This window comes from Promicromonospora sp. Populi (assembly GCF_041081105.1).
In the GTDB taxonomy this organism is placed as follows: domain Bacteria; phylum Actinomycetota; class Actinomycetes; order Actinomycetales; family Cellulomonadaceae; genus Promicromonospora.
Window position 1 is genome coordinate 2,224,890 of record NZ_CP163528.1, and the last position, 24,187, is coordinate 2,249,076.

Annotated in this window: 23 protein-coding genes; 7 read left to right on the plus strand and 16 right to left on the minus strand. The window is 72.0% G+C overall.

Annotated features, from left to right (window positions below; genetic code table 11):
- Nucleotides 1-173: 173 nt before the first annotated feature.
- Nucleotides 174-515 (minus strand): hypothetical protein, encoded by a 342-nt coding sequence (locus tag AB1046_RS10145; protein ID WP_369374906.1) that lies wholly within the window; start codon nt 513-515, stop codon nt 174-176.
- Nucleotides 455-2,269, minus strand: coding sequence for a hypothetical protein (locus AB1046_RS10150; RefSeq protein ID WP_369374908.1), 1,815 nt, complete (start codon nt 2,267-2,269; stop codon nt 455-457). Before AB1046_RS10150 ends, AB1046_RS10145 begins: the two co-directional genes overlap by 61 nt.
- 220 nt (nt 2,270-2,489) lie before the next feature.
- Between AB1046_RS10150 and AB1046_RS10155 the strand changes: the two genes are divergently transcribed.
- Nucleotides 2,490-3,266: a 4'-phosphopantetheinyl transferase superfamily protein gene (locus AB1046_RS10155; RefSeq protein WP_369374910.1), complete on the plus strand. Its 777-nt coding sequence runs from the start codon at nt 2,490-2,492 to the stop codon at nt 3,264-3,266.
- Here the strand turns inward: AB1046_RS10155 and AB1046_RS10160 are convergent.
- The 9 genes from AB1046_RS10160 to AB1046_RS10200 form a co-directional block, all read right to left on the minus strand.
- Nucleotides 3,248-4,813 carry an alpha/beta hydrolase gene (locus AB1046_RS10160; RefSeq protein ID WP_369374912.1) on the minus strand — a complete coding sequence of 522 codons (1,566 nt, stop codon included), beginning with the start codon at nt 4,811-4,813 and terminating at the stop codon, nt 3,248-3,250. The genes AB1046_RS10155 and AB1046_RS10160 overlap by 19 nt on opposite strands.
- 47 nt (nt 4,814-4,860) lie before the next feature.
- Complete coding sequence (locus tag AB1046_RS10165) at nt 4,861-6,126, minus strand: cytochrome P450 (RefSeq protein WP_369374914.1); 1,266 nt, start codon at nt 6,124-6,126, stop codon at nt 4,861-4,863.
- 61 nt (nt 6,127-6,187) lie between these two features.
- The gene (locus AB1046_RS10170) at nt 6,188-6,559 is read right to left on the minus strand and encodes a hypothetical protein (protein WP_369374916.1); all 372 of its coding nucleotides are present in this window, start codon (nt 6,557-6,559) and stop codon (nt 6,188-6,190) included.
- A gap of 8 nt (nt 6,560-6,567) precedes the next feature.
- Nucleotides 6,568-7,314, minus strand: coding sequence for an ATP-binding protein (locus AB1046_RS10175; RefSeq protein WP_369374918.1), 747 nt, complete (start codon nt 7,312-7,314; stop codon nt 6,568-6,570).
- 78 nt (nt 7,315-7,392) lie between these two features.
- On the minus strand, nt 7,393-8,346 hold the full coding sequence (gene era / locus AB1046_RS10180) for a GTPase Era (protein WP_369374920.1): 954 nt from the start codon (nt 8,344-8,346) through the stop codon (nt 7,393-7,395).
- On the minus strand, nt 8,343-9,737 hold the full coding sequence (locus AB1046_RS10185) for a hemolysin family protein (RefSeq protein WP_369374922.1): 1,395 nt from the start codon (nt 9,735-9,737) through the stop codon (nt 8,343-8,345). The genes era and AB1046_RS10185 overlap by 4 nt, the downstream gene beginning before the upstream one ends.
- Nucleotides 9,734-10,186 carry an rRNA maturation RNase YbeY gene (gene ybeY, locus AB1046_RS10190; RefSeq protein WP_369374924.1) on the minus strand — a complete coding sequence of 151 codons (453 nt, stop codon included), beginning with the start codon at nt 10,184-10,186 and terminating at the stop codon, nt 9,734-9,736. The genes AB1046_RS10185 and ybeY overlap by 4 nt, the downstream gene beginning before the upstream one ends.
- Nucleotides 10,183-11,238 (minus strand): PhoH family protein, encoded by a 1,056-nt coding sequence (locus tag AB1046_RS10195; protein ID WP_369374926.1) that lies wholly within the window; start codon nt 11,236-11,238, stop codon nt 10,183-10,185. The genes ybeY and AB1046_RS10195 overlap by 4 nt, the downstream gene beginning before the upstream one ends.
- 122 nt (nt 11,239-11,360) lie before the next feature.
- Entirely contained in the window at nt 11,361-11,711 is a 351-nt protein-coding gene (locus AB1046_RS10200; protein WP_369374928.1) for a histidine triad nucleotide-binding protein, read from the minus strand.
- Between the two features lie 244 nt (nt 11,712-11,955).
- Between AB1046_RS10200 and AB1046_RS10205 the strand changes: the two genes are divergently transcribed.
- Both AB1046_RS10205 and AB1046_RS10210 read left to right on the plus strand, forming a co-directional pair.
- The gene (locus AB1046_RS10205) at nt 11,956-13,377 is read left to right on the plus strand and encodes a helix-hairpin-helix domain-containing protein (RefSeq protein ID WP_369374930.1); all 1,422 of its coding nucleotides are present in this window, start codon (nt 11,956-11,958) and stop codon (nt 13,375-13,377) included.
- Nucleotides 13,374-14,228 (plus strand): OmpA family protein, encoded by an 855-nt coding sequence (locus AB1046_RS10210; protein WP_369374932.1) that lies wholly within the window; start codon nt 13,374-13,376, stop codon nt 14,226-14,228. The genes AB1046_RS10205 and AB1046_RS10210 overlap by 4 nt, the downstream gene beginning before the upstream one ends.
- A 99-nt stretch (nt 14,229-14,327) precedes the next feature.
- Here the strand turns inward: AB1046_RS10210 and AB1046_RS10215 are convergent, their stop codons facing one another.
- From AB1046_RS10215 to hrcA, 3 genes are read right to left on the minus strand one after another with little or no spacing between them, the layout of a single operon-like run.
- Entirely contained in the window at nt 14,328-15,095 is a 768-nt protein-coding gene (locus AB1046_RS10215) for a 16S rRNA (uracil(1498)-N(3))-methyltransferase (protein WP_369374934.1), read from the minus strand.
- A 10-nt stretch (nt 15,096-15,105) separates the two neighbouring features.
- The gene (gene dnaJ, locus AB1046_RS10220) at nt 15,106-16,227 is read right to left on the minus strand and encodes a molecular chaperone DnaJ (RefSeq protein WP_369374936.1); all 1,122 of its coding nucleotides are present in this window, start codon (nt 16,225-16,227) and stop codon (nt 15,106-15,108) included.
- A gap of 41 nt (nt 16,228-16,268) precedes the next feature.
- Nucleotides 16,269-17,288 (minus strand): heat-inducible transcriptional repressor HrcA, encoded by a 1,020-nt coding sequence (gene hrcA / locus AB1046_RS10225; protein ID WP_369374938.1) that lies wholly within the window; start codon nt 17,286-17,288, stop codon nt 16,269-16,271.
- A gap of 268 nt (nt 17,289-17,556) precedes the next feature.
- On the opposite strand from hrcA, the gene AB1046_RS10230 reads away from it, so the two are divergent.
- The 4 genes from AB1046_RS10230 to AB1046_RS10245 all read left to right on the plus strand — a co-directional run bounded on the left by AB1046_RS10230 (nt 17,557) and on the right by AB1046_RS10245 (nt 21,987).
- Nucleotides 17,557-17,724, plus strand: coding sequence for a hypothetical protein (locus tag AB1046_RS10230; protein WP_369374940.1), 168 nt, complete (start codon nt 17,557-17,559; stop codon nt 17,722-17,724).
- Nucleotides 17,725-17,728: 4 nt separating this feature from the next.
- Entirely contained in the window at nt 17,729-20,557 is a 2,829-nt protein-coding gene (locus AB1046_RS10235; protein ID WP_369374942.1) for an AAA family ATPase, read from the plus strand.
- 83 nt (nt 20,558-20,640) lie between these two features.
- The gene (locus AB1046_RS10240; protein WP_369374944.1) at nt 20,641-21,501 is read left to right on the plus strand and encodes a DUF3097 domain-containing protein; all 861 of its coding nucleotides are present in this window, start codon (nt 20,641-20,643) and stop codon (nt 21,499-21,501) included.
- A gap of 39 nt (nt 21,502-21,540) precedes the next feature.
- Nucleotides 21,541-21,987, plus strand: coding sequence for a DUF4870 domain-containing protein (locus tag AB1046_RS10245; RefSeq protein ID WP_369374946.1), 447 nt, complete (start codon nt 21,541-21,543; stop codon nt 21,985-21,987).
- 136 nt (nt 21,988-22,123) lie between these two features.
- Here the strand turns inward: AB1046_RS10245 and AB1046_RS10250 are convergent, their stop codons facing one another.
- Together AB1046_RS10250 and AB1046_RS10255 are read right to left on the minus strand one after the other, a co-directional pair.
- Entirely contained in the window at nt 22,124-23,056 is a 933-nt protein-coding gene (locus AB1046_RS10250; RefSeq protein ID WP_369374948.1) for a hypothetical protein, read from the minus strand.
- Between the two features lie 118 nt (nt 23,057-23,174).
- Nucleotides 23,175-24,167, minus strand: coding sequence for a hypothetical protein (locus AB1046_RS10255; RefSeq protein WP_369374950.1), 993 nt, complete (start codon nt 24,165-24,167; stop codon nt 23,175-23,177).
- Nucleotides 24,168-24,187: the final 20 nt, after the last annotated feature.

Here is a 24,187-nt window from a genome sequence, read left to right on the forward strand (position 1 = left end):
CGGTGAGGTTGGCCGGCACACCAAGCCTCCGCGACGAGGGACCGGCCTGTCTAGGCCTCGTCGCGGCAGCGAAGGAGAAGGATCACCGTCATGCGCACGCGGTCACTGTACTCCCAGGCCCAGATCGGAGCGCCAGTCCGGCTCACGATCCGGACGCCGGGCAGCAGTTGATCTCACCTACGGCTGCGGAGCGCCGCGTCTACCTGGGGGTCGCCCAGGGCGCCCAGCCAGTCCAGGAGGGCCGGGTAGGTCGACCGGTTGGCGGCGACCTGGGGTCGCAGGTGCGGCGCCTCCTGCACGATCTTCGCCAGGTCCGCCAGCGGAGTAGCCGGGTCGAGCGCCACGGCGGCGGTCCACCTGCCGCCCACGGGCGGCATGACGGCAGTGTGCCCCGACTTTGCCGCATTGCCCGACGCCGCGGCGGCCTGCCCCTGACCGACGACGACGCGCCGCGTCACCTGCTCCTGGTTCTGCTGGGCCTGGTTCTGCTGGGCCTGGTTCTGCGCGGACGCCACCGGCGTCGCACCCGAGCCGATCGGAGCCATCTTCGCGGTCTCGCTCGTCGAGGACCGGGCCGGCCTGCGGCAGCCGGCATCTCCTCGACCGTGCGCATGCTGCCGAGCGGTACCTCGCCCGAGGCAGGGCCCGAGGCGGGGCTCGAGTCCGGCGACGAGTCCGGTCCCGAGGCCTGAACCGGGACCACACCGCGCTGGGCCGCCGCCGCACCCGCTACGGTGCGGACCGCACCCGTCGAGGTGATCCGGCGCGGCTCCACCGGCCGACGCAGCTCCGGGGCCTCCCGCACGGGCTGCTCCGGGAGCGATACCGGAGCGGCCTTGTCGGCCTTGGGGCGCGGCGGTGCCCACACGTAGGCCTGGCTGCGGTCGACGTCGGACTCGCCGCCGATGCCGGAGGTCTGGAAGTGCTCACGCACGGCCTTCGGCACCATCAGGGCGGACGCCGCGACGACCGGCATGCCGAGCGCCATGAGCAGGTCGCCGAGGTTCACGCCGAGGCTCGCGCCCGAGGTGGCGATGACCACGACGAGCCCGAGCACACCCGCGACGCACGCGGCGCCGACGGCGGGCACGTGCCCGGTGTTGGGGTCACGCTGGAGCGAGCGCCGCGCGAACCAGGCGATGCCGGCGACAACAACGCCGAGCACGAGCCGCAGCACCAGCGTCACGCCGGCGCCGGACCCGATGAAGCCCGGGTCGATCAGCTGCACGAGCGCGGCGAGCGCGCTGCAGACCGCGAGCAGCACCATGACGTCGAACGCACGCATGGCCACCCGCACCCAGACGCCGGCGGCCTGCTCGGTGCTGGCCTCCGCGTCGGCCTCGGGGTCACGGCGCACAGCGGGCGAACCGGCGACAGCCGCCGCGAGCGGGAGCAGCACCAGCCCGAACCGGCTCGGGTCGGTAATGCCCGGGAGCATCGACTCCAGCCCGGTCAGCGAGTCGCCGGAGGTGAAGACGAAGAGCAGCGCCAGCACCAGGCCGGCGGCGACGAGCACGAGCCGCGAGGGGCGGTCGTGCCGCACTGTGCCGCCCACCAGGAGCCACGCCAGGCCGACCACCAGCACCAGCCACACGGGCGCGAGCAGCCGGTCGCCCAGCGTCGCGTCCGCGGCGAACTCGGCGAGCGCCGTCGAGATGAGGGCGCCCAGGGCGATCAGCACGCCGACGCCGGCGAGGCCGAGCCGCCAGCCGCGCACCACTGCGCCGTCCTCCTCGACCGGGCCGAGCTCGCTGTCGCGCGGGGTGGCGGCGAGCGCCGCCCCGGCGAGCGCGAGGCCGAGGCCGGTGCCGACGCCCGCGCCGCTGCGCAGGTCGAGCACGAGGTGGATCAGGCCGATCACGGCGATCGGGAGCCCGGCGACCAGGCGCGCGCGCCTGGTGGAGTGCACGGTCCACGTCACGGGCAGCACGGAGAGGCGCGCGAGGTACGGCAGCGTCAGGGAGGCGAGCGACAGCGCGACGGCCAGGACCACCTCGACGCGGTCCGCGGACCGGTCGGCGAGGTTCCAGGGCAGCGCGAGCGAGACGAGCAGCGCGAGCGCGGCGATGGCGTCCCGGATGTAGTCGGCCACCTCGATGTTCGCGAAGGGTCTGGCGCTCGCGGAGCCGTCGTGCGCGCCGTCGGTCGCCGGTGGCGAGATCGTGCCGAGGTATTCGTGGCCGAGGTTCTCGGTCGGGGCGCCGTTCGCGTCCTGGGCGCCGTCGTCCGATGCTCTCTCGTCACGCTCGGAAGCGTGCTGGTCCATCATCCGTTCACTCCTCGATAACGCCGCTGGTCGAGACTGGGTGCGTGGCAGGCGGCGCTGGGGTCCACGACGTTTCTACCCGCTGGGAACGTGCCCTGTCAGGCCCTGCTGCGGCGAGTCCGGTCACACCTGCATTTCTGCGCACGTCCATCACATTAGGCGTGCGTGGAAGAACCGCTGACGGCGGGAGCCGTCAGCACGTCGAGGTCACAGGAGAACTCAAGTGGACGCTAGCGCCGCACCAGCCCCCAGAACCTGCGACGTCTGGCTCGTTCCGGTACGACGCCGGGAAGCCTGGACGCGCCTGCTGACCGTACCGGATCGGGAGCAGCTCGTGGGCCTCGACGCCGTGGCCACCGATGTGCATCTGACGTCGCGCGCCGCGCAGCGGCTGATCCTGGCCCGCTATCTCGGCCTCGCGCCGGAGGACATCGTCGTCGACCGGGGGTGTGACCGCTGCGGCGACCCACAGCACGGACGCCCCCACGTGCCGGGTTCGGCGCTGGACTACTCGGTCTCGCACACGCGGGCCTGGGTGCTGGTCGCCGTGGTGGGCGACGGCCGGGTCGGTGCGGACCTCGACGCCCGGCCTGCGGACCGCGACCTGGACGACCTCGCGGCGGCCGCCCTCACGCCTGCCGAGCACCGCGCCTGGCGCCGTCTGCCCGCGCGCGACCGTGCCGACGCGCTCCTCGCGTCCTGGACGCGCAAGGAGGCGACGACCAAGCTCATCGGGCACGGCCTGGCGATCCCGCTCCGGGACCTCGACGTGACGGGGCCGCGGCCGACCCTCGTATCGGCCGACCCGGCGGTGCGGCTCCCCCACCCGCGCCCGTACCTGACCCACCTGCCCGCGCCGGCCGGCTACAGCGCGGCGCTGGCCACGACCACACACGTGGACCAGGTCCGCCACCTACGCCTCCCGGAGGAAGTCCCGGACCTGCTCCGGCCGACCCGGCCCGCCCGCCTGGCAGCTACCCGTCAGATGCCCAGCTGGTAGGCGCCCCAGTAGGCCAGGGTTACCAGCAGCACCGTCGCGCCGAGCACTATGGCCCAGAAGCCGGTCCGGAGGACGACGACGGCTGCGCCGTGGCGGTGCGTCTCGGGGCCGACCCCCGCGGGCTGCACCACCCGTCCCCGCAGGTCCCGGACCCGGTTCAGGAGCAGTGCCGCCGCGACGACGGTCACGATCCCGAGCAGCCGGACAGCGATCCAACCGCCCTGCACCACCAGGGCGTTCCGCTCGTAGTCCAGGGCCAGGCGCGCGACGGCCGCGAGGTACACAACAAGTCCGGCGGTCGTCACGACGGCGCCGACCCCCAGCCCCGCCAGGGGTCCGCGCAGGCCGGGCGCAAGGCGGGCGCCCAGGCGGCCGGACCGACGTCGGGCAAGACTGCCGGCCAAGGCCGCCCCGCCGACCAGCAGCGGACCCGCGACCAGCAGCGCGCCGGCGGTGATTACCACCCCGACCAGCCAGTCGCCGTCGCCGTACCACTGCGGCTGCGGCACGGGCGCCGCGAGGTAGAGCTGGCGAGGTTGGGCCCCGGCGATCTGCGGCGCGGCGGACGCCGTACCGGGCAGCCCGAGCACCCAGTCGGCGACGTCGGTCGCGAAGTCGGGGTGCAGCACCAGGCCCTGCGGCGTCTCCACGTTGATGCCGTGGTTCGCGCGCTCGTAGAACCGGACGGTCACGTCGTCGGCGTCGGCGATGAGCTCCCGCGTGCCCTGTTCGAGCGGCATCGAGGCGTCGTTCGTGCCGAAGACGGCGAGGATCGGGTCCTGCTGCTCCCGCAGCCAAGGCCGCACGTCGAAGTCCGCGTACTCGAAGCCCCCGCCCGGCACCTTCATCCCCACCGCGCGCGGGATCGCGCGGAACACCCCGGCCGGCACGTCCGTGTTGCGCAGGTAGTTGTCGACGGCGTACGCGGCCTGCTGCCGAGGCGGCACGACCGGGGCGGAGACCAGGATCTGGAACGCGAGCCGCGGGTCGTTCACCATCATCACGGGTGACACCCACGCGCCCTCCGACTCCGCGTACAGGCCCACGTCGTCCGGGTCGACGCCCGGGACGTCGCGCAGGAAGCCCACCGAGTGCTCGTAGTCGCGCGCCATGGCCTCGTAGTCCCGGTGCCGGGTGGAGTAGTTGTCCAGCCGCTTGTCCGGCACCAGCGTGGTGATCCCGGCGCTCGCCAGCGCGGTGGCGGCCAGCGTGAACGCGTCGACGGCCTTGCCGGTGCCGGCGCCATGGATGAACACGATCCCGGGGTGCTCGGCGTCGGGGCCGGAGCCGTCGGCGTCGACCGGCTCCCTGAGGAGCCCGCCCACCTCCAGCCCGTCGGCGAGCGGGATGGTCACCGCGGTCTCGCGGACCTCGTAGTCGCCCGGCTCACCGGCCCCGGCCGAGGTGCCGCCGATCGCCGTCGACTCCGACCCGAGGCGCAGGTGCGCCGTCACCGGTTCCGGCTCCCAGGCCGGGCCCGCGACCGCGCCGGTAATCGCGAGCGCGACAAGAATCACTGCAGATGCGGCGACCGTCCGAAAGAACACCTTCGGATGCTACGCCCGGCGCGTACGACGTTCACTCCGGCGTGCGGTCACATCTCGGAGCCGGTGGAGCGGGCGCGCCGGTAGCGGACGGGCAGGCCCTGCGGGTGGCGCACCCAGGGCGACGGGACCCAGGCGAGATCGTGGTCCTCGACCGCGAGCTCAAGGTCCAGCTCGGACAGGAGCCGGTTGATCGCTACCCGCGCGATGATCCGCGCCTGCCGCGACGCCGGGCAGCGGTGCGGGCCTACGCCCCAGGCGAGGTGGGCCCGGTTGCCGACCTCGTCCCAGCTGTCCCCGGTGTGCACCCGGGGGTCCTGGTTCGCCGCGGCCACGGCCATGATCAGGGGATCGCCCTTGCGGACCAGCTTTCCGTCCAGCACCACGTCCTGCATCGCGTACCGGGGCAGCGGCGTGTTCGCGGCAGGTGCCTCGCGCCAGAGCACCTCGTCCAGCACCTCGTCCAGCGCGATCCGGCCGCCGGTCCAGCGCGCCGCAAACCGCTTGTCCGTGAGCAGCAGCCGCAGGGTCAGCGCGATCCACGCCGTGAGGAACTCGCTCGCGGCGATGAGCGGCACCGCCATGGAGTCGGCGATCTCGCGGTCGTTCTCGAAGTTCCGGTGCTGCACAAAGGCGGCGGTCAGGTCGGCCCCGCCCGAGGCGCGCCGGCTGAGGACGTGCGCCATGAGGCTGCGGCCCATGCGCTCGCGCGCCTGCGCAGCCTCACCCGTGTGGTCGATGATGTGCCCCGAGTCGACCATCATCTGGTCCGCGGTCTCCTGGTCGAACCCGAAGAGCGACGTGATGGTGAGGAAGCCGACCTTCTTGGCCCAGGCCGGGACGAGGTCCGCCTCGCCGTCGGTCCCGAGGTCGTCGATCAGCCGCATGCTGACCTCCTCGACCTGGGCCACCACCGCCTTCTCGGGCAGCGTCGCCAGCCCATCGTCCAGGGGCTTGCGGAGCCGGCGCCGCGTCTCGCCGTCGTGATGGTAGGAGGAGCTGCGCGGTTCGCGCGGCGAGATCGCGAGCAGGGCCGACCGTTCCGACAGCAGCGAGTCGTAGTGCCAGCGCCAGTTGCGCGGGTCGCGGGAGAACCGCGTCTCGTTCCGGGAGATGTCGCAGATCTCGGCATGCCCCATCACGAGCCACGCCGGCACACCCGGCTCCAGCTCGACGGGCGCGACGACGCCCCATCGGGCCCGCAGCACGTTGTAGATCTCCTGCGAGTCCGCGCCCCCCGTCGTCGCCGACAGGGGCGTGAGCCCGGTCAGGCGCGTGAGCTCGACGGGTGCCGTCCTAGCGGCCACTGTCTCCATGCGCCCCATCACAACACAGCGTCCGGATTGCCCGTGGTCGTAGCTGAGATATCAGTCGAGGTCAGAGTTCGTCGGGTCCCAGACCGTACGCGGCGCCGTGCTCGCGCAGGAAGTCACGGAGGTACGGCAGGGCGAACGAGACCTTGCCGTGCGACACCTGCTGGATCATGCCCGCCGCCATCAAGCGGCGGCGGTATGTGTTGGCGTGCTGCGGGGTGATGTCCCCCATGCGCCGGCGAACGTCCGCCATCTGCGATGGTCCGTCGTCGACGGACATGGCCACGAGGAACGTCCGGTCTAGGTCAGAGAGGTCGGCGAGCGCCGTCTCGTGGACGAGGCCCCCCAGACGTCGACGCGCGGCGCTGATCCCCGTCTCAGCCGCAGCCAGGTCGGCGAGGTCCCCTCCCGTGGCCCGCCAAACGTGATAGCCCACGAGCTGGATCAGGAACGGATAGCCAAACGTCGCCTCGGCGCGAGCTCGCTCGCCTCAGTTGTCATCGCTCGCCCATTCTCCTCGAACGTCGCGACCAAGGCGTCGTGCACCTCATCGATGCTCACATCGCCCAGAACATGCTTGTCGGCCCGCCTGAGGAACGTGAGGACATCGTCGGACAGCAGGTCGGACACGGCAGACGGCAGCCCTGCCATCACCAGCGCGAACTGACGCTGCTCCCGGACCATGTGCTGGGCCAGAGCGGCGATCTCACGCATATCCGGTACGGAGACGTGCACCTCGTCGACCGTGAGCAACAAACCCGAGTCGTGGTGCTCCAAGTCGTCGAGGAGCGCGTTCAGCTTGCGCCTCATCCCGGCGGACAGCTCAGGCGTAAGCGCGGTGGACACGCCCCCCAGAGGTCCTGGCAGGTCTATCCCCGTCACTCTCCGCTTCGGTCGCGGCCGGGGCTCCTCCAGCATGTGACTGACGTGCTCATCGAGCCGTCCCATCAGGCCCGCAGTCGCCGTCTCGTCGACGAACAGCCAACCGCGCTCGAGGGCTACGTCATCGACGGCGTTCAGCAAGGTGGTCTTGCCCACACCACGGGCACCCGTGAAGATGGTGAGCCGCCCCGGCGATCCGGGCCCTTCGTCGATCCCGTCGGCCACCGCGGCTATCTGGTCGTCACGCCCGACCAGATGAGGCGGGGTGGCGCCGGCCGACGGCTTGAACGGGTTCCTCGACACCGCCATCCGGACGCCCTTTCTTAGAGTTACTTATTTCTGTTTGCTCTAAGCCAGGCCGGACACAGGGGCAACGCCCGGCAGCGTTCAGAAGCCCAGCTTGCGGAGCTGCTTCGGGTCGCGCTGCCAGTCCTTCGCAACCTTGACGTGCAGGTCGAGATAGATCCGGTGGCCGAGCAGCTTCTCGATGCCCTGGCGCGCCTCGGTGCCTACTGACCGCAGCCGGGACCCGCCGCGGCCGATGATGATCGCCTTCTGGGAGTCGCGCTCCACGTACAGGTTGACGCGCACGTCCAGGAGCGACGGCTTGCCCTTCTCGGGATCGCCCGTGCCCTCGCGCTCGACGATCTCGTCGACGACCACCGCGAGCGAGTGCGGCAGCTCGTCGCGCACGCCCTCCAGGGCGGCCTCGCGTACGAGCTCCGCCACCATGACGGCCTCGGGCTCGTCGGTCAGCTCGCCGTCCGGGTACAGGTCGGGCCCCTCCGGCAGGTGCGAGATGAGCACCGCCTCGAGCTCCTCGACCTGGTAGCCGTCCTTCGCCGACACGGGCACGATGTCGGCCCACTCGCGGTCCACGGTCGTCGCCAGCTTGTCGACGGAGATGAGGTGCTCCATGAGGACCTCGCGCGGCACGAGGTCGGCCTTCGTCACGACGGCGACGACCGGCACCCGCCGGCGCCCCGTCATCAGCTCGGCCAGCTGGGCCGCGATGTAGCGGTCGCCGGGTCCCACCTTCTGGTCGGCGGGCAGGCAGAACGCAATGACGTCCACCTCGGACAGCGTGTCGCGCACCAGGTCGTTGAGCCGCTCGCCCAGCAGCGTGCGCGGCCGGTGCAGGCCCGGCGTGTCCACCAGCACGAGCTGGGCGTCCGGCCGGTGCACGATCCCGCGGATGGTGTGCCGGGTGGTCTGGGGCCGCGCCGACATGATCGCGACCTTCTGCCCCACCAGCGCGTTCGTCAGGGTGGACTTGCCGGCATTGGGGCGGCCCACCAGGCAGGCGAACCCGCTCCGGTGCTCCGTGGGGGTGTCGCTCACGAGGTCACTTCCTTCTGGTCACGCTTCTGATCACGGTGGTCGTGCTGGTCGAGACCACCGTTGCTGTCGTCCGGCTCGGCCGCCGGCTCGGTGCGGTGCACGAGGATCGTCGAGATCTGCTTGCGCCGGCCCTCCACCCGCTCCGCCTCCAGGTGTACACCGCGGACCACTACCGATGATCCCGCGAGCGGCACCTTGCCCAGCACCTTGGCGAGCAGGCCACCGGCGGTGTCCACGTCGTCGTCGTCCAGGCGCAGGTCGAACAGGTCGCCGAGCTCGTCGACCGGCAGGCGGGCCGGTACCCGCAGGACGCCCCCGCCCAGGTCCTCGACCTCCTGGACCGGCACGGTGTCGTGCTCGTCGGTGAGCTCGCCGACCACCTCCTCCAGGACGTCCTCGATGGTCACCAGGCCCGCGACGCCACCGTACTCGTCGACGACGAGCGCGATGTGGCTGGCCGAGGCCTGCATCTCACGCAGCAGGTCGTCGATCGGCTTGGACTCGGGCACGAAGACCGCGTCGCGGGCCACGTCGGAGGCGGGCCGTCGCGACGGCTCGCGCGCGCCACGCGCGCCGTCGTCCACGGGCCAGACCACCGCTGCCACGACGTCCTTGAGGTAGGCGACGCCGACGACGTCGTCCACCGACTCCCCGACCACGGGCACGCGGGAGAAACCGGAGCGCAGGAACAGCCGCAGGACCCGGTCGAGCGAGGTATCAGCATGCACGGTCACCATGTCGGTGCGCGGCACCATGACCTCGCGCGTGATGGTGCCGCCCAGCTCGATCACCGAGCGGATGAGCTCCCGGTCGGACTCCTCGAAGGCACTGCTCTCCCCCACCCGGTCCGCGATGTCGCGCAGCTCGGCCTCCGTGGGCGGCGACGGGTCGTAGCTCGGCACCGACAGCCGCGTGAGCCACGCAACCGCGCGCGAGACGCCGGACAGCGGGCCGACCAGCGCGAGCAGCACCGCCACCGGGTTGCGGAAGCCGAGCGCACGCGGCGACACCCGCACGAAGACGACCCCGACGACAACACCCACCACCAGCGCGATCAGCATGACCGGCAGCTCGTTGGGCACCCCCTCGCCCGGGAACACCTGCTGGACCAGCAGCGTCCCGGCCGCGATGGCGACCACCTCGGCGACAACACGCACCAGCGCGAACGAGGCCACGGTCGCCGTCGGATCAACCCCGAGCGCCTGGGCGCGGCGAATGCGGGCGGCACGCTCCGGATCCGGCGTCCGGCCCAGCTCGGCCTCCGCGAGCGCCTCCGTGAGGGAGGCGCGGGTGACGCGCAGGAGGGCGGCCTCGCCGGCCGAGAGCATGCCCGCCAGGGCCAGGCCGACCAGCACGAACAGGGTCAGCAGCAGGACGACCACGTCGGTCACCGGGTGGCGAGGAAGGTCAGGAGGAGCTTGCGCTGGAGCGTGAACATCTCCTTCTCCTCCTCCGGCTCGGCGTGGTCGTAGCCGAGCAGGTGCAGGATCCCGTGCGTCGTCAGGAGCAGGAGCTCCTCGGTGGTGGAGTGACCGGCGGCCTTGGCCTGGGTGACCGCGACCTCCGGGCACAGCACGATGTCGCCGAGCGTGCCGGCGGGGGTGACCTCGCCGTCCCGCCCGGGACGTAGCTCGTCCATCGGGAAGGAGAGGACGTCGGTCGGGCCGGGCTCGTCCATCCACTGCACGTGCAGGTCGGTCATGACGGTGGTGTCGACCAGGATGATCGACAGCTCCGACTGCGGGTGCACCCGCATGGCGTCGAGCACGTAGCGGCCGAGCGCGGCGAACTCCGCCTCGTCGACCTCGAACCCCGACTCGTTGTTGACCTCGATGCTCACCGGCGCTGCCTCTTGTTGCTTCCTGGACGATGGTCCTGCGGCTGGCGTCCCGGACGGCGGTCGTCCGAGAGCACGTCCCAGCGTGCGTAGGCATCGATGATGTCGCTCACGAGCCGGTGGCGCACGACGTCGGAGGAAGTGAGGCGGCAGAACTCGACGTCGTCGACACCCAGCAGGATGTCCTCGACGACGCGCAGGCCGGACGTGGTGCTGCCGGGCAGGTCGACCTGCGTGGCGTCACCAGTGATCACCATCCTGGAGCCGAAGCCCAGGCGGGTCAGGAACATCTTCATCTGCTCGGTGGAGGTGTTCTGCGCCTCGTCCAGCACGATGAAGGAGTCGTTCAGGCTCCTGCCCCGCATGTAGGCCAGGGGCGCCACCTCGATGGTGCCCGCCTCGATGAGCTTGGGCACCTGCTCGGGGTCGACCATGTCGTGCAGCGCGTCGTAGAGCGGCCGCAGGTACGGGTCGATCTTCTCGGACAGCGTGCCGGGCAGGAACCCGAGGCGCTCCCCGGCCTCGACGGCGGGGCGCGTCAGGATGATCCGGTTGACCTGCTTGGCCTGCAGCGCCTGCACGGCCTTGGCCATGGCGAGGTACGTCTTGCCGGTGCCGGCCGGGCCGATGCCGAACGTGATGGTGTTCGTGTCGATCGCGTCCACGTAGGCCTTCTGGCCGACCGTCTTGGGCCGGATGGTGCGGCCCCGGCTGGACAGGATGTTGAACGTGAGGACCTCGGCGGGGCGCGAGGCCGATGCTGAGCTCAGCATCGCCACCGAGCGCTTCACGACCTCGGGAGTGAGCTGGGTGCCCGCCGCCGCGACCTCGATCAGCTCGTCGAGCAGCTGTGTGACCAGGGCGACGTCGCCTGCCGGTCCGTTCACCACTATCTCGTTGCCACGAGCATGGACGTCGACGCCGGGGAAGCCCTCTTCGACGGCTCGCAGCACCGAGTCCCGGCTCCCGAGGAGCGCGACCGTCGGGATGTGGGCCGGAACGACGATCTTGTGCTCTATCCGGGTCTGGGACTGAGTGCTGGGCGTAGTTGTCATGAGCCGGCCTCGCGGGCCGATCCGCTCCTTAGTGCGGTAGGGATGACGACGCCCCCATCCTATCGACCTGCCCGGGTGACGCCACGGACTTTCCACAGACCGCCGCCGGAGGGTCGTGCCGGTCACGCGAAGCCGGGCAGCTCCCCGCCCGCGAGCAGGTGCGCGTGCACGTGGAACACCGTCTGGCCGGCCTTGGGCCCGGTGTTGAAGATCAGCCGGTACTGGCCGTCCGCGAGGTCGCTCGCGACGCCGTCGGCGAGCGCGACCACGTTCGCGAGGCCGGCGGGGTCGGACGCTGCGAACGCTGGCACGTCCGGGTAGTGCTCCTTCGGTACCACGAGCACGTGCACGGGCGCCTTGGGGGCGATGTCCCGGAAGGCGACAGCGGTGTCCGACGACGCCACGACGTCAGCGGGGATGTCGCCCGCCACGATCTTGCAGAAGAGGCAGTCAGGGCTGTCAGTGCTCGTCATGGTCCGCAGGCTACCGGGGCTGTCCGGGCGAGGCTCGCGCAGGTCGCCCGGCCGACCCCGGTGCGCTTCGCGAGGTTTTTCCAGAATGTTACGAACTTGGAAATGCCCGGGTGAAGGTGATGTGGGAGAGTTTGCGACGTTCGATGGAGATTGGCGTTCTGCAACACGGTTTCGTGGTCGCCCCCCACGCAGGTCTCGTCGTCGCCCCTCACACCACATACATAGCAGTCACCTGGAGGTTCGCGTGGGTTGGTTCATCGCCCAATCGCTCGCATTCATCATCATCGCGGCCCTGATCGGCCTCGCGATCGGCATCTGGATCGGCTGGCTCGTCTGGGGCCGACGGTCCAGGGGCAAGCACGCCACGGAGAAGGCCGAGGCCGCCCGCCTGGCCGCCGAGTCTGGTTCCGCCACCAAGAAGGCGACAAAGGCCAAGGGCAAGGGCAAGGGCAGCGTCGCGGAGAAGGCCGGCGAGGCGGAGAAGGCCGACGCCGAGCCAGTTCCCGCCGCCGTCGCGACGGGTGCCGCCGTGGCAGCCGCCGGCAGCGACGGGTCCGACGAGACGGACACCCCGACTACGGTCGGCACCGACACCGCTGCTTCTGACGCCGACGCCGCATCCGACGACACCGCTGACAGCGAGGCCGAGGTCGAGGCCGCCAAGTCCGCCGTCGTCGCCGAGGCTGAGGCCGTCGCGCGCAAGGCCGCCGAGGCGCGCGCCGCCAAGGCTGACGCCAAGGACGGTGCCAAGGACGAAGCAGGCACCAAGGCCGAGGCCGAGGCCGCCGTCGCGGCCGCCGCTGTCGAGGCTCCTGCTGTCGAGGCTCCTGCTGTCGAGACGCCCGCCGAGACGCCCGCCGCCGAGACCCCGGACGACCTGCGTCGCATCGAGGGCATCGGACCGAAGATCGCGTCCGCCCTGGTGGCCGCCGGTTACCCGACCTACGCCAAGATCGCCGCCGCGTCCGAGGACGAGCTGCGCGAGGCCGTCGCGGGCCAGGGCATCAAGTTCGCGCCCGCGGCCGCCAGCTGGGCCGACCAGGCCAAGTACCTGGCCGACGGCGACGAGGCCGGCCTGCAGGAGTTCCAGGACTACCTCGTCGGGGGCCAGGAGCGCCGCGCGAAGTTCAACGAGAACGTGGACTACACCGACGTCGACGAGATCGCGGACGCCGACGCCAAGGCCGCGGCCCTCGCCGCGGACGAGGCGGAGGCCGTCGCGGCCGAGCCGGAGCCGGAACCCGAGCCCGAGCCCGAGCCCCAGGATCTGCGCCGCATCGAGGGCATCGGCCCCAAGATCGAGGCGACGCTCCAGGCCGCCGGCTACACGACGTACGCCAAGGTCGCCGCTGCCTCGGAGGCCGAGCTGCGCGAGGCGCTCGCCACGGGCGGCATCAAGTTCGCGCCCGCGGCCGCGAGCTGGGGCGAGCAGGCGCAGCTCCTGGCGGACGGTGACGAGAGCGGCCTGCAGGAGTTCCAGGACTACCTGATCGGCGGGCAGGACCGCGCCTCGAAGTTCAAGGAGAGCGTCGACTACACCGACGTCGACGAGATCGCGGACGCCGACGCCAAGGCCGCCGCCCTCGCCGCGGACGAGGCGAAGGCCGCAGCGGCCGAGGGTGACGCCGGGGCCACCGGGGCTACCGGGTCCGAGGTGAAGGCATGAACCTGAAGCCGGTCCTGCCCCCGGTGATCGTCCTGGTCCTCGGGCTGGGCGTGCTGTCGGCCGTGCAGGACAGCGGGTTCCGCGAGGGGATCGAGTCGGACCTGACGGAGCGGGCGCAGGGGGCCCTCTCCGCGGCCGGGCTCGACGGGCTGGAGGTCCAGCTCACGGGTCGCGACGCCGACGTGACCGCCCCGACCGACGCGGAGGCGCTGGCTGCCGCGGACGTACTGGGCGACGTGGAGGGCATCCGCGTCGCGAACGCGTTCGGTCCGGCCGGGCCCGCACTGGCGGACGGCAGCGCGGACGTGGCTGACGACACCTCCGCCGACGAGGCAACCGCCTCGCCCTCCGCGACCGAAGAGCCGACCGAAGAGCCGACCGACGAAGCGTCGGAAGAGGCGACGCCCTCGCCCGAGCCGAGCGAGTCGCCGTCGGGCGATGCGGACCCGGCCGAGGAAGGCGCCGAGGACGAGGGCGAGCCGACGACCGAGGAGCGCGAGCAGGCGCAGGACGACCTGGTCGAGATCCCGAACATCACGTTCGTCACGGACAGCGCGGAGCTGACCAAGGCCGGCCGCGAGGCGGTGCAGGAGGCCGCGGACGTGCTCGCCGAGCACCCGGAGGTCGAGGTCCGTATCGAGGGGCACACCGACTCGGTAGGAACCGAGGCGGACAACCTGCGGCTCAGCGAGCGTCGTGCCGAGGCGGTGCTCGACCGGCTGGTGGAGCTGGGTATCGACCGGGACCGGCTGTCGTCGAAGGGCTTCGGCGAGTCGGACCCGGAGGTAGTCCCGCTGACCTTCGCCGACCTGGAGAAGAACCGCCGGGTCGAGTTCAACGTCCTGGACTGACGGCCAGCAGTCCGCCCCCAGAACGACCTGAGGTACCGATCCGATCCGGATTCGGTACCTCAGGTCGTTCTGGAAGCGGACCTGCGGCGGCAAGCCCGGTCAGGACCAGCGGTTCAGGCGCTCGCTCAGCATGGCTATCGCTACCGGGCCGGCCGTTGACGTGCGCAGCACGTGGGGCCCCAGGCGGGCGGTGACCGCGCCGGCCTCGGTGAGCAGGGCGACCTCGCTCTCGGAGATCCCGCCCTCGGGTCCGACGACGAGGAGCACCTCGCCGGCCTCAGGCAGGCGCACGGCCGAGAGGCCGGCCTTCGCCTCCTCATGCAGCACCGCCACCGCACCGCCCGCCGCGACCACCTCGCGGGTCCGGGCGGCGAGCTGCTTGGTGCTCAGCGGCACCTCGACCTCGGGGATGCGGGACCGGCGGGCCTGCTTCGTCGCGGCGCGCACGGTGCTGACCCAGCGGGCCCGAGACTTCGCGGCCCGGTCCCCGCGCCACACCACGACGGACCGTTCGGCCTGCCAGGGGATGATCACGTCCACACCGGTCTCGGTGGCGGCCTCGATGGCCATCTCGTCGCGGTCGCCCTTGGCCAGGGCCTGGACGAGCGTCACGACGACGGCGGGCGGCGGCTCGACGTCCCGCTCCTCGACCCGCAGGTGCACCTCGGCACCGTTCACGGACTCGACGACGGTCCGCAGGCGCACGCCGGCGCCGTCGACCACGTCGATGCGCTCCCCCGGGCCGCGGCGCTGGACGACACCAGCGTGCCGCCCCTCCGCGCCGTCGAGCACGTACACGGTGCCGGGCGCGTACTGGGACAGCGGATGGGCGGTGGACGCCTCCGCGAGAAAGACCGGTGCGCTCATGGGTGGTCGATCAGCGCCCGCTGAGCTTGTCGCGCAGGCGCGAGAACACGCCACCGTTGACCGACGTGAGCCGCGACTCGGGTCGCTCCTCGCCGCGCAGGACGGCGAGCTGCTGCATGAGCGCGGTCTGCGCCTCGTCCAGGGCCGTGGGGACCTGGACCTCGATGTGCACGTTCAGGTCACCGCGACCGGCCGAGTGCAGATGCCCCACACCCAGGCCCTTCAGCGTCATGACCTGGCCGGGCTGCGTGCCTGGGCGCAGGTCGATCTCCTGCAGCCCGTCCAGCGTGTCGAGCTCCAGCACCGTGCCGAGCGCGGCCGCCGTCATCGGGACCTGGAGAGTGCAGTGCAGCTCGTCGCCGCGCCGGACGAAGGTGTCGTGCGCGCGCTCGCGGATCTCGACGTACAGGTCTCCGGCGGGGCCGCCACCGGGGCCCACCTCACCCTGCGCGGAGAGCTTGATGCGCGTGCCGGTGTCGACGCCGGCGGGCACGTTCACGGCGATGGTGCGGCGCGAGCGCACGCGGCCCTCACCGGAGCAGTCGGTGCACGGCTCGGGGATCACTGTGCCGAAGCCGCCGCAGGCGGAGCACGGCTGGTTCGTCGTGACCGGGCCCAGGAACGAGCGGGCGACCCGCTGTACGGAGCCGCGACCGTGGCAGACGTCGCAGGTTCGGGCGTGGGTGCCCGGCCGCGCGCCGTCGCCGCCACAGGTGTTGCAGACCACCGCGGTGTCGACCTGGATCTCCCGCTTGGCGCCGAAGACCGCCTCGGACAGCTCCAGGTCGAGCCGCACCAGCGCGTCGTTGCCGCGCCGCGCGCGCGGGACCGGCCCGGCGGGCTGACCGCCGCCGAAGAACGTCTCGAAGATGTCCTGGAAACCGAACCCGGCCCCGAACCCGCCACCCGCGCCGCCACCCGGTGCGGTGGGGTCCACGCCCATGTCGTACTGCTGGCGCTTGTCCGGGTTGGAGAGCACCTCGTACGCGCGCGCGACGTCCTTGAACCGGTCCTCGCCCACGTCGCCGGCCACGTCGGGGTGCAGCTCGCGGGCCAGCTTGCGGTATGCCTTCTTGATCTGCTCGGGCGAGGCGTCGCGCGGAACACCGAGGATCTCGTAGTAGTCGGTCACAGGTCTCTCTCTGTGGGAAAGTTTTGTGGAAGGTGGGGATGTCAGCTGGGCAGCACTCGCGACAGGTAGCGCGCGACGGCGCGCACCGCGGCGATGGTGCCCGGGTAGTCCATGCGGGTGGGGCCGATCGAGCTCAGGATCGCCACCGTGTCGCCGTCGGACGAGCCGTAGCCGGACGTGACGACGGACGTCTCCGACAGCCCCGCCAGCCGGTTCTCGTGGCCGATGCTCACGGCTACCCCGGCGTCGTCGGTCATGTCGGTGAGGAGGCCGAGCAGGACCACCTGCTCCTCGAGCGCCTCGAGCACGGGCCGCAGGCCCTGCTCGAACCGCATGCTCGCCCGCGCCAGGTTGGCCTGGCCCGTCAGCACTATGCGCTCCTCGCTCTCCTCGCCGAGCGCGGCAGTGACGACCTCCGCCACCGCGGTGGCGAGCGCCCGGTGCCCGTCCGGCATCGCTTCGGTGACCCGTGCGAACGCGGTGCCGATCTCGGTCAGGCGGTGGCCGGCGGCCGCGGCGTTGAAGCGGGCGCGCAGCTCGCCGAGCGTCCCGTCGTCCATCCCGACAGGCACGTCGAGGAAGCGCTGCTCCACCCGCCCCGTGTCGGTGATGACGACGACGAGCAGCCGCCCCTCGACGGTGGGCACCAGCTCGAGGTGCCGCAGCCCGGAGCGCCGCAAGGACGGGTACTGCACGACGGCGACCTGGCCCGTCAGCTGGGCGATGAGCCGCCCGGCGCGTGCCACTACGTCGTCCAGGTCGACCGCCTCGGACAGGAAGGTCTCGATGGCGCGCTTCTGGGGAGTGGTCAGCGGCCGCACCTCGGCCAGCTGGTCGACGAACAGGCGGTAGCCCTTGTCGGTGGGGATGCGCCCCGCCGACGTGTGCGGCTGCGCGATCAGGCCGGCCTCCTCGAGCGCCGCCATGTCGTTGCGGACGGTCGCCGGGGACACGCCGAGCTGGTGCCGCTCGGTGAGTATGCGGGAGCCCACGGGCTCCCGTGTACGGACATAGTCCTCGACGATCGCTCGCAAGACATCAAGCCTACGTTCCTCGCTCACCGCGCTCACCTCCGTCCCGGGTACAACGTCCAGGACCCGCATCCGGGTTCCGGCCCGCTCACCGGCGCTGCCTCCAGCACTCTCGCCGACCGAGTGCCAATCCTACGCGCTTACCCGATGCGTCTAAGGCGATGCCCTAGACAGCACCCGACCGCCGGGCAGACCCGACCCGAAAGATGGGGCGACCGCCCGATCCGCCCCCGCTACCTCACGGACGAACCTTGAATCACGCCAGCAAAGGGCCGGCTTCGAGCCAGGAGGCAAAACGATGTTCGGGTTCTCCGACTACACCGAGTACCGCAGGAACGAGCAGGACCTCGACCGCCGCACCGAGCAGAATCGGGTGGCGCGCGAGCGGAAGGACACGGCCCGCCGTCAGGCGGCCGAACGACGCGCCGCCGAGCGGAACGACGAACGGACCGGCATGGGACGATGAGCCCATGCCGGTCCCCCGCTCCCGTCTCGTGGGCCGAGCCCGCGAGCTCGGCGAGCTCACGGCCGCTCTCGACGACATCCGCACGGGCGTGGGCCGCACCGTCGTGATCGCCGGCGAGGCCGGGATCGGCAAGACCCGCCTCCTCGACGAGCTCATCACGCGCACCGGCGACACCACGGTCCTCGTCGGGCAGTGCACCGACTCCGGCTCCGGACCCGTCCCCTACACCGCACTGGCCGGCCTGCTGGGCACCCTCGTCGCGGCCGTCGGCCCCGAGGCCGCCCTCGCCGCCGCCGGACCCGCCGCCGGCGCCCTGTCCGCGGTAGCACCCCAGCTCTTCGCACCGGCGCCCGGCGCCGGTGCCGACCGCGTCCCCGAGGTCCTCACCGACCTGCTCATCGAGCTAGCCGCACAACACCCGCTCGTCGTCGTTTTGGAGGACCTGCACTGGTCCGACGACATCACCCGCGCCGTAGCGGTCCGGCTCACCCGCGCGGCACCCCCCGGCCTGCTCCTCCTGCTCAGCTACCGCAGCGACGACGTCGGCCGTGCCCACCCGCTGCGGGCGGTCATGGCCGAGCTCGACCGGGCCCGGATCACCACCCGCCTCGACCTCACCCGCCTGGGCGCCGACGAGGTCCGGGAGATGGCGCAGGACCTGCTCGACGGCTCACCCCGGCAGAGCACTGGCCCCGGCCCGGAGGCGCTCGCCGACCTCGCCGACCGCAGCGAGGGTGTGCCGTTCTACGTCGAGGAGCTGGTGGGTTTCCTCGGCACCGACCTGCCCGGCTCGCTGCGCGACATCCTCCTGCTGCGCTACTGGAACCTCAGCCCGGCGGCCCAGGCGCTGTGCCGGGTGGTCGCGGCCAACGGGACCCGGGTCTGGTACGAGATGCTGGACGCCGTCCTGGCGGACACGTCGGCGGATCCGGCACCGTCGGGCCACGAGGAGACCGCACGCGAGGCGGTCGACGCGCAGGTGCTCGTCGTCACCGACGTCGGGTACACGTTCCGGCACGCGCTGGTCCAGGAGGCCGTCTACGCGGAGCTGCTGCCCGGCGAACGACGCCGGCTGCACGCCGCGTACGCGCGGGCTCTGGAGCGGGCCTTCGCCACGGAGTCCCGGTCGGTGGCGAAGCTGTCCCGGATCGCCGACCACTGGTGGCGCGCGGGGGTGCTCGACAAGGCGCTGGCCGCGGCCGTCGTCGGGCATCAGGCGGCGGCCGAGGGCGCGGCCTCGGCCGCCGCGGTCACGCTGGGCGAACGGGCCCTGGAGCTCTGGGAGCAGGTGCCCGACGCCGCGGCGGTGGCCGGCCTGCCGCACCACGAGCTGCTGCGCACGGTCGCCGAGTCGCTCCGCGGCTCGACCCGCACGGCTCGCGCCCTGGCGGTCGCGCACGACGCGATCGCGGAATGGCCCGACGACGACCCGGTGGGCCTCGCCAGCATGCTCGCCGACACCGCGCTCATCGCCGGTCACGCCGGCTCGGACGAGGCGCCGGAGCTCATCGAGCGTGCCCTCGCGCTCGTGGAGCCGGGCCGGGACGACGCGGTGCGCGGTCAGGTCCTGCTACGGCGGGCGCGCACCGCGATGCTCGACGGTCGGTCGCAGGAGGGAATCGAGGCGGCCACCGCCGCGTACGACGCCGGGATGGCGATCGGTGACGCCGAGCTCATGTCCGTCGCGCTGAACCTGCGGGGCGTGAGCCGGTTCCAGCTCGGCGACCCCGACGGCCTCGCGGAGATCGAGCGCGGGCGCGACGCGGCAGGGGGCGAGTGGCAGGGGCTGGTCCGGTACTACATCAACGGGTCCGACGCCCGGCTCACCATGGGCGACTGGACCGGCGCCGCGAAGATCGCCCAGGAGGGTGTGGCGGCCGCACGGCGGCATGGCGCAGCCGAGGGCGCCCGGATCATGATCGAGGGGAACGTCGTCGAGGCCCGGATCGGGCTGGGCGACTGGGCCACGGCCGCCGCCTGGTACGAGCGGACGATCCCCCTGGTGCACGACAGCGTGTACACCGCCTACCTCAGCGAGCGCCGGACCTGGCTCACGATGTGGCGCGGACAGGTGGAGCGCGCGCAGGCCGAGGCGCGGCGGCGGGCCGCCACCTGGGACCGGTTCGGGCGGCTGGAGGCGCAGATCCGGTCCCGGGTCGCGGTGACGCGGGCCGAGCTCGCACTGCTGCGGGACGAGCCCGCGGAGGCCCTGGAGCAGGTTTCGGCGGTGATCGCGCCGGACGACCCGCACATCCCGCAGTACGACCTGCCGCGGTTCGGCGTCGCCGCCCGTGCGATCGCCCGGCTGCGGGAGTCCGGCCAGGACGTGGACGACGCCCCCTACCGCGCGGCCCTGGCCACGTGCGCCCACTGGCGAACCTTTCCCCTGTGGTCGGCGCTGTTCGAGGCGGAGCTCGGCACCGGCCCGTGGACGGCCGTCGCCGACCTGCCCGGGCCCGCGCACCTGCGGCCGTACGCGCTCTACCGCGAGGGCGGTCTCCTGCTGGCGGCCGGGGACCGGACGGGGGCGCGGACGGCGCTCGGTTCGGCCGTCGCGGAGGCGGAGAAGATGGGAGCGGGCCTGGTGGTCCAGCACGCGCAGGGCCTGGCCGACCGGGCGGGGCTCGCCGCGCCGTCGTCGGGCAACGCGCCGGACCTGCTCACCGCGCGCGAGCGGCAGGTGCTGGCGCTCGTGGCCGAGGGGCTGACCAACGGCCAGATCGCCGAGCGGCTGTTCATCTCGGCCAAGACCGCGTCGGTGCACGTCTCGGCGATCCTCCGCAAGCTGGGCGTCGCGTCGCGAACGGAAGCCGCCCTCCTGGCCCGCCGTTGAGTGCGCCGTTGAGTGCCGGGCCGTGACACTCCGAACCGACAGATATCCAGCACTCAACGGGTCCGCGGACCTAGGCTCGCGGCGTGCGCGACGAACGGTATGGGCCTGACGTGCTGTCCCCAGCGTTTCCCGGCGCGCAGCGGGGGCGGCGGCCTACGTCGCGGCCCACGCCCGCCGAGCACGGGCTTGTGGTCGAAGAGGTGGAGACCGGCTGGGTCGGCGCCGTCGTCCGGGTCGAGAAGTCGGGCGGGATGCACGTGGTGGTCTTGGAGGACCGGCGCGGCCGCACCCGCACCTTCCCGCTCGGCCCCGGGTTCTGGGTCGAGGGCCAGCCCGTGGTGCTGACCGCGCCCGTCGTGAACCGGGCCCCCGCGCAGCCCACCCGCACGGCCTCCGGGTCCGTAGCGGTGCACGGCGCCCGGGCCCGCGTAGCGCGCGGCAGCCGCATCTGGGTGGAGGGCAAGCACGACGCCGAGCTCGTCGAGAAGGTCTGGGGCGACGACCTGCGGGTCGAGGGGGTCGTGGTCGAGATGCTCGACGGCGTCGACCACCTCGCCGAGCGGCTCGCCGAGTTCGAGCCCGACGCCGAACGCCGCGTCGGCGTGCTGGTCGACCACCTGGTGCCAGGCTCCAAGGAGCAGCGGCTGACGGACGAGGCCCTGCGCCACGTCCCGCAGGGCACCGTGCTGGTGCTCGGCCATCCCTACGTCGACGTGTGGCAGGCGGTGCGCGCCGAGCGGCTCGGGCTGGACCGCTGGCCGGTGATCGACCGGGGCACCGAGTGGAAGCTCGGCATCCTGCGCTCCCTGGGCTGGCCTGCTGATACCCAGGCCGACGTCGCGCGCGGCTGGCAACGCATCCTCGGCAGTGTGCGCGATTTCCGGGACCTCGACCCCGCCCTGCTCGGCCGGGTGGAGGAACTTATCGATTTTGTGACCACCTAGTAAGGCCGCGTGCAAGCCTCAGCCCCTACGGTTGTGATCATGTCCGAGAACCCGCAGCAGCCAGAGACTCCTCAGCAGCCTGAGCAGCCACCACAGCAGCCACAGCAGCCGCAGCCCGGCCCCGCCTACGGTCCGGGCGTGCCGTACCAGCCGCAGCCGCTCAGCCCGTCGGACGAGCGGCTGTGGGCCGTCCTCGCCCAGGTCGGCCCGTTCATCCTGGGGTTCATCGCGCCCCTGGTGATCTGGCTGATCTTCAAGGACCGCAGCCGGTTCGTGGACCAGGAGGGCAAGGAGTCGCTGAACTTCCAGATCACCGTCGTCCTCGGGCTGATCGCCGCGGCGATCATCACGGGCATCACGTTCGGGTTCGGCGGGTTCGTCTACCTCGCGTTCATCGCCGCGATCGTGTTCATGATCATGGCGGCCGTGGCGAACAGCAAGGGCGCCCCGTACCGCTACCCGGTGACCATCCGCTTCATCAAGTAGGCATCCCGGCCGCCGTCGCCGTCGTCGGCCAAATGACCATGCACCTGCTGCCAGGATCCGAGTGATTCTGGCAGCAGGTGCATGGTCATTTTTCGCGGGACGACGACGGCGGCGGCGGCGGGCCGCCGGGGCGATGTCAGGCCGCGGCAGGCCCGGCCGAGATCGGGCCGCCGGTGAGGCGGCGGAAGGCGAAGGCCATCGCGACGATCGACAGCGGCAGTGTGATGAACAGGCCCAGCCCGCACGGGATCGAGCCCAGGATGTTGATGCCCAGGAGCGCGAGCTCGAGCAGGAAAACCGCGCCGAAGTTCTGCCCCACCAGGCGGAACGACGAGGTCAGGGCCGTCCATGCGCCCAGGCTCTTGTCGACCACGTGGTGGTAGGTGAACGGCGCGAAGATCGCCAGGGCGATGGCACCGAGGCCGCACAGGAGCAGGCCGATGAAGTTGGCGACCAGCAGCAGGAGCCCGGTGAGGATCACCATGCCGTAGCTGCTGATCTTGAAGAGGTTGCCCCAGGTCGCCTTCTCCCCGGAGACCTCACGCAGCGCCGCGTTGATCCCCAGGGCCGAGAGCACCGACAGGATCAGGGAGCCGACGATCCCGAGCGACGTGCTGCCGAAGCTCACCCCCGTGCCGATCCCCATGCCCATCCCCACGCCGGTCGCCTGGGCTTCAGCCACATCGTTCGCCCGGTCGCTGTACTCGCTGATCGTGCTCCCGTTGAAGATGCCGAACACGATGACCAGCAGCAGCACGAACAGCACCCAGAACAACCAGTTCCCCTTGAACCTGTTCCACGCGAAACCCAGTGCCTCGCCGACGGCGAACGGGCCGGACGGCTGCGTCCCGTAGGTCCCCTCCGGCCCGGCGTAGGCGGGCGGCTGGGCCGGGCCGCCGTACGGCGGCTGCGACGGTGCGACGGGCGGCTGGGCCGGCCCCGGCGGCGGGGTCGGACCGGTGGGCAGCTCCGTCGGGCCCGTCGGCGGCGTGGAACCGGAGGGGTTCTGCGGCGGGGTCGGCCCGCCCGCGCTCGGCTCGTACGGGTTCTGCGGCGTGTTCTCGCTCATGTGTTCCCCTATGGACTAAATCAGTGGTCAGAGGCCACCTTCACCCTTTCTTCGCATCTGCGCATGTGCAACGGCCGAGTTGTTACCAAGGGGTGTTACCAAGGGGTGTTACCGGGGGTCAGGCCTGGACCTGGTCCCCGGTCCAGCGCTGAACGAGGTAGGCGCCCATGAGGAGCATCGCCGGCGCCACCACGACGAGCCCGAGCCCGCACGTGGGGATCGACGCGATGGCCAGGCCGACAAAGATCCCGAAGACCCCGAGCGCGGTGCCGAGGTGCGACAGCACGAGCCCGATGCCGCCGCCGAGCGCCTTGCCGAAACCCACGCCCTTGAGCAGCAGGAAGGGCACGGGGAGCAGCAGGAGCGTGAAGAGGACCTGCACCAGGAGGCCCGCCATGGGCACGATGCTGCCGACGAAGGCGAGCGCACCGGTGATCAGGGCGTATCCCACGAGGCCAAAGAATCCGCGCAGCCGGAAGAAGTCGCGGAACCTGATCCGGCGGGTCCGGGTCGCGGCGAGCGCGCCGGAGTACAGAAGGGCCTGCACCAGGAAGCAGACCGCCGTGCCGGCGGCCTCGAGGACCTGAGCGTCGAGGGTCTGGGCCGCGGCCTGCGCGGCGTCGATCGCCGCCTGGTCGGTCGGATTCGTCAGGCCGACCAGGATGGACGGACTGAAACCGACGATGACGGCGGCCTGCGCGACGCCGAGGAGCAGGCTGATGAGCACCCAGAGGCCCCAGCTCGCGCCGAACGCGCTCCAGGCCCAGCGCCACGCGCGGCCAACCGTGGGCGGCCCGTCGTCGGGCCGGGGCTCCGCCCCTTGGACCGGTGAGTACTGCGGAAGTCCCTGCTGATCACCGGGCCACGGCTGGTCACCGGGCCACTGCTGCTGTTCCTGCGGTTGCCCCTGACCCCACACGCCGGGCTGCGGGTCCGGCTGCTCCGGCCGTTGCTGGGGCTGGTAGTCGGGCCGCCCGTACGGGTTGGCGGGTCGGCCGTAGGGGTCGCGCGGACCGTACGGGTCGTACGGCTGGTTCGGCTGCGGGTCCTGGCCGTACGGGTCCCGGCGTGATGGGTCCTGCGGTCGCCAGCCACCGTCGGTGTTGCTCATGCGTGTGTGCCCCTTGTTCA

Bases quoted from the DNA above. Each gene is read 5' to 3' on its own strand.
- AB1046_RS10200 (WP_369374928.1), bottom strand. From the start codon at position 11,711: ATGACGAGCACTGACAGCCCTGACTGCCTCTTCTGCAAGATCGTGGCG.
- AB1046_RS10235 (WP_369374942.1), top strand. From the start codon at position 17,729: ATGCCGGTCCCCCGCTCCCGTCTCGTGGGCCGAGCCCGCGAGCTCGGC.
- AB1046_RS10245 (WP_369374946.1), top strand. From the start codon at position 21,541: ATGTCCGAGAACCCGCAGCAGCCAGAGACTCCTCAGCAGCCTGAGCAG.
- AB1046_RS10250 (WP_369374948.1), bottom strand. From the start codon at position 23,056: ATGAGCGAGAACACGCCGCAGAACCCGTACGAGCCGAGCGCGGGCGGG.
- AB1046_RS10150 (WP_369374908.1), bottom strand. From the start codon at position 2,269: ATGATGGACCAGCACGCTTCCGAGCGTGACGAGAGAGCATCGGACGAC.
- AB1046_RS10165 (WP_369374914.1), bottom strand. From the start codon at position 6,126: ATGGAGACAGTGGCCGCTAGGACGGCACCCGTCGAGCTCACGCGCCTG.
- AB1046_RS10230 (WP_369374940.1), top strand. From the start codon at position 17,557: ATGTTCGGGTTCTCCGACTACACCGAGTACCGCAGGAACGAGCAGGAC.
- AB1046_RS10195 (WP_369374926.1), bottom strand. From the start codon at position 11,238: ATGACAACTACGCCCAGCACTCAGTCCCAGACCCGGATAGAGCACAAG.
- AB1046_RS10175 (WP_369374918.1), bottom strand. From the start codon at position 7,314: ATGGCGGTGTCGAGGAACCCGTTCAAGCCGTCGGCCGGCGCCACCCCG.
- AB1046_RS10210 (WP_369374932.1), top strand. From the start codon at position 13,374: ATGAACCTGAAGCCGGTCCTGCCCCCGGTGATCGTCCTGGTCCTCGGG.
- AB1046_RS10255 (WP_369374950.1), bottom strand. From the start codon at position 24,167: ATGAGCAACACCGACGGTGGCTGGCGACCGCAGGACCCATCACGCCGG.
- AB1046_RS10215 (WP_369374934.1), bottom strand. From the start codon at position 15,095: ATGAGCGCACCGGTCTTTCTCGCGGAGGCGTCCACCGCCCATCCGCTG.